3 protein-coding genes are annotated in these 3,460 nt (G+C 44.6%); 1 reads left to right on the forward strand and 2 read right to left on the reverse strand.

All coding sequences use genetic code 11. The annotated features are described in order from the left end of the window. Positions 1 to 371: 371 nt before the first annotated feature. A complete protein-coding gene (locus tag PN457_RS14745) occupies positions 372 to 2,606 on the reverse strand; it encodes a glycoside hydrolase family 57 protein (protein ID WP_271734136.1) in 2,235 nt (744 codons plus the stop codon). A 75-nt stretch (positions 2,607 to 2,681) separates the two neighbouring features. Continuing rightward, a complete protein-coding gene (locus PN457_RS14750; RefSeq protein ID WP_271734137.1) occupies positions 2,682 to 2,912 on the reverse strand; it encodes a NifU family protein in 231 nt (76 codons plus the stop codon). 342 nt (positions 2,913 to 3,254) lie between these two features. Here PN457_RS14750 and PN457_RS14755 point away from each other — a divergent pair. Next, the coding region (locus PN457_RS14755) for a hypothetical protein (RefSeq protein ID WP_271734138.1) at positions 3,255 to 3,460 on the forward strand (206 nt) is incomplete at its 3' end.

Below are 3,460 nucleotides of genomic sequence, written 5' to 3' on the forward strand. Positions count from 1 at the left end.
CCCTCTCCTTACAAGGGTAGGTTTTTAATATGATCTGTGAAGGCAAGACCACCGAAGACAAGGAAGGAAAGTGGACAAGGAAGATTTTATCCGGACAATGGTCTTTTAATGGGCTATTTTTCTTACTAAGAATACAGACTTTGTACTGTTTTTCTCCCTTGTCACCTAGTCCACCTTGTCCACCTTGTCTTGTCCTTGTCAGGGGAGGGGACTGGATTTGATTGTTTTGGGTGTGTTGGGTGTGTTCGGTGTGTTCCCCAATCCTTCCCAATCCTTCCTGTTTTCTGTTCCCTGTTCCCTGTTCCCTGTTCCCTAAGATAAAAGTTACTTGTGGAAAACTTATCAAACATCCTCTTAGGGAAAGTTGAGATTTATGGGACTTCAATGGGAATCAAACCGTTTTCTGGCAAATAGTCGCGGAAACATCCTTCATCAGCCAGTAGTAAAATCAGACGCACGGGATAATCTGGGGAAATTTGCAAATCAGCCCACGGTACGGCAATTTCTAAGCAATTCTTGAAAGCGACTTGGGCGCGGCTAAAACGGGGATACCATTGATGGTGTTCTCCGGCTTCGTGAAACTGAATTGATTCGGTGAGTAAGTTAATTTCTAGATGGTGGTGGTACAGGTAGTTAAGGGGGGGGATATCTGGGATATCTGCCATGATGATGGGGCTATTGTGCATTGTTCTATGGGGATAGAACCACAACAAATTCAACTCTTGAGGTAAATCTCGTCCGGGGATAACGCCATTTTTAAAGTCCACCCGCACATAGAAATTTAGGTGATCTACGCCATACCAGAGTCTCTGAATGACGCTGCTATTGTGCATGGTTCCCCGCGCCCCGCCGATTTCTATGCGTCCGGCTTTGTCCCAGTCCTGTTCATCACCTTTACCATCAATGACCGGATGAATAAACCCTTGTGGCTTATGGTCGGTTCGGGCTGCGTGAATCTCTAGAGGTTTCTGGAGATAAGAGGGTGCTGGTTCATTTAAGGCTGTGTAAATTCCTAATAGGTGTTCCCGAAATAATTGGTCGAATATGGCATCTTGATTTGAAGAATGTCCTTCGCCAAACCACCAGAACCAATCGGAACCCTCGGCGGCATATAAGGCTTCCCATGCTTCTGGGTTGTTTTCTTCGGTGGCTTCGGGATGTTGGGCGAGGGTTTCTCTGGCGTGGGTTAGGTAGTCCCAGGCACGATTTTTTACAGGGTCACCAATCCAGGTAGTAAAGCTACCATCTACCCAAGAACCACTATGTAGCTGTTCGGCGGGAATAGTGGTAGTGGCGGGAAATTGTTCGAGAAATTCTGAGACGGTGACGAGTTTAAGATGGGGTTCGTTGCTGAGGGTTTGATACAATGCTTCTAGGAAGGGTTTACCGTCTTGGGGATAAAATTCCCAGCAGTTTTCTCCGTCTAAGGCAATGGTAACTAGCCAAGGTTCTTCGCTGTGGCTTTCTCTTTGCATTTTCGCGATCGCTTGCAGGTGTCCCACTAGGTCGGCTACGGCCTGTTTGGGGGGGATGGAACTGTAGGTAAAGCCAATTAAATCTGATAGTCTGTGGTCACGAAACACAATTGCTACATCACCGGCGGGAGTTGCCAAGCGATAGGGTCTGTATAATAGTTCTGGCTCCTGGACGTTTCCGGCTGCGTCCCGGTGAAAAAAGTGTTTCAGCGACCACCCTAAAACTGCTTCATCTGAGCAAATCCACTTAAAGCCTTGTTTAATAATATATGGCAAAATTTCCGGGCTGACTGATTGTTCTGAAGGCCATAAACCCCGTGGTTCTTGCCCAAAACGGTCTGTGTATAGGTCCCAAGCCTTTTGTAAGTGGCGCTTAATGTCGTGGGGCCAGTTAAACCGCTGGTGAGGTAGTCTCATTTCGGGTACTGCTACTCGCCCTGATTTGGTATCAGCTAGTAAGGGTAAAATGGGGTGAGTGTAGGGGGTGGTGGTGACTTCTAGCTGTCCGGATGCTTGCATTTTCCGGTGTTGGGGGATAATCCGGCTGAGAATTTCCCTCTGTTTGGTATATATGCGCTGGCGATCGCTTAAGGTAAAATTACGTCCTTGTTTTAACCAAGCGGCAATTTCCGGGTCATCCCAAAACAGGGGATCAATCCACGCCAGATTATGCCAAGCCAGTAAATCGCCGTAATCTGCTAACTGCCAATTAGCTAAACACCAATCTTGCCCTTTTTCCTGTCTTTGGTAATACAACTCGGCATAACGGGGATGGGGGTCAATCAAGGTATGATGGTTAGCATCAAAAAAGTGTTGGATAATAAATTCCCGTTGTTGGTCAGTTATCTGTGCATCTGGGGTTAAACTCGCCGTGAGATAGGGGTCAAAAGCAGTGCCAGCAATGTAATCTTCCAGTTGTAAAATTAATGACGGGACTAAATTTACTGTCTGGTGTAATTTCGGATATTTTTCCAGAATTAATATTAAATCTAAATAATCTTTAGTGCCATGCAATCGCACCCAAGGTAGGCGATAATGCTGACTGGTAGAAAGGGAAACGCCGCTGTTAGGGGACTTGTACAGCGGCTGGTGTTGATGCCAAATAAAAGCGATGTGTAATGGATGAGACATAGTGAATTATGGTATATACAGAATGGGGTCTGGGTAATGGGGACAAGGAAATACCCATCCCCATCACCCCAGACACTAAACTACTTGCTCAATTTCTGCGATTTCCGGAATCATTTCCTTAAGGCGACGTTCAATACCCATTCTCAAGGTCATGGCGGAACTGGGACAAGAACCACAAGCACCTTGTAATCTCAGTTTCACAATTGGTCCTTCCAGTTCTACCAGTTCCACGTTACCCCCATCAGACATGAGGTAAGGGCGCATTTCATCTAAAACTGTTTCGACGTTTTCAATTGTCAGTTCCATTTGATACCTCTGTTGTTAGGAAAATTGTGATCTTCAAACTTGAATCACTTAATTTTAGATATAATTTACCTTAGATTAGAGATTTGACGGAGCTACCCAATCAAGCTTCATGATCGTCTCTTGGTATCTTACCAAAGTGTGAAACTTAAAGGCAAAATCTTCTCACCTACAGCAAAACCAACCCCGGATCTATATCTCTACCCTAGGGTAGATGACAAACTTACAGTTATTCTAACTTAAAGTTATTTACACTTGTATAAATTTTAATAAACTGTCTGCTAAATCACTGTCTGCTATCCTCTATATTGAAATTTCTGCCCTTGTATATCCCCTAGTTTCCCCATGTCCAGACTTTTGATTAGCCAGTACCAAGCAGAAGTAGCCAAAATTATTCAGTTTGGCTGTTCCCGCAAAGAATCTTCTATTCGCGTGGCTTTTCAAAACCTCTTAAATGAATATTGCCAACCCAGAGACTTTTTACTAATTCCCGAATTGGACTTTAAATTACCCAATGGTATACTAGTTTATCCCGATGGCACCGTTAAAGA

It is taken from the genome of Anabaenopsis arnoldii (genome assembly GCF_028331025.1).
GTDB lineage: Bacteria > Cyanobacteriota > Cyanobacteriia > Cyanobacteriales > Nostocaceae > Anabaenopsis > Anabaenopsis arnoldii.